The 280-nt window shown below is 60.0% G+C and carries 1 protein-coding gene; it reads left to right on the top strand.

Annotation, left to right across the window (positions count from 1 at the left end; genetic code table 11):
- The coding region (locus tag E1189_RS23265) for a hypothetical protein (RefSeq protein ID WP_196221089.1) at positions 1-280 on the top strand (280 nt) is incomplete at both ends.

Consider the following 280-nt stretch of genomic DNA (forward strand, 5'->3'; position numbering starts at 1 on the left):
ACTGACCAAGGTCACCGTGACCGAGGTGGACAAGGCCGCCAAGAAGCAAAAGGAACTGAAGAAAGCGGTGAAGGATACCGGCAGTGCCTTGGAGGAAGCCGGGGACTCTGCCGCAGGAGCGAATGACCAGCTGGCCTCCGGTGGAACTATTGCACAGGCTATGGCCGGGCACTGGCAGGGGCTGAAAAACGAGATGGCCGCACTCTCCCCGGCAGCCCTCGAGGCTTACGAAGGCATCAACCAAGTGGGTGAGGCGGATGTACGGACACTGACCAATGAT

The organism is Parendozoicomonas verongulae (genome assembly GCF_009711465.1).
Taxonomy (GTDB): domain Bacteria; phylum Pseudomonadota; class Gammaproteobacteria; order Pseudomonadales; family Endozoicomonadaceae; genus Sansalvadorimonas; species Sansalvadorimonas verongulae.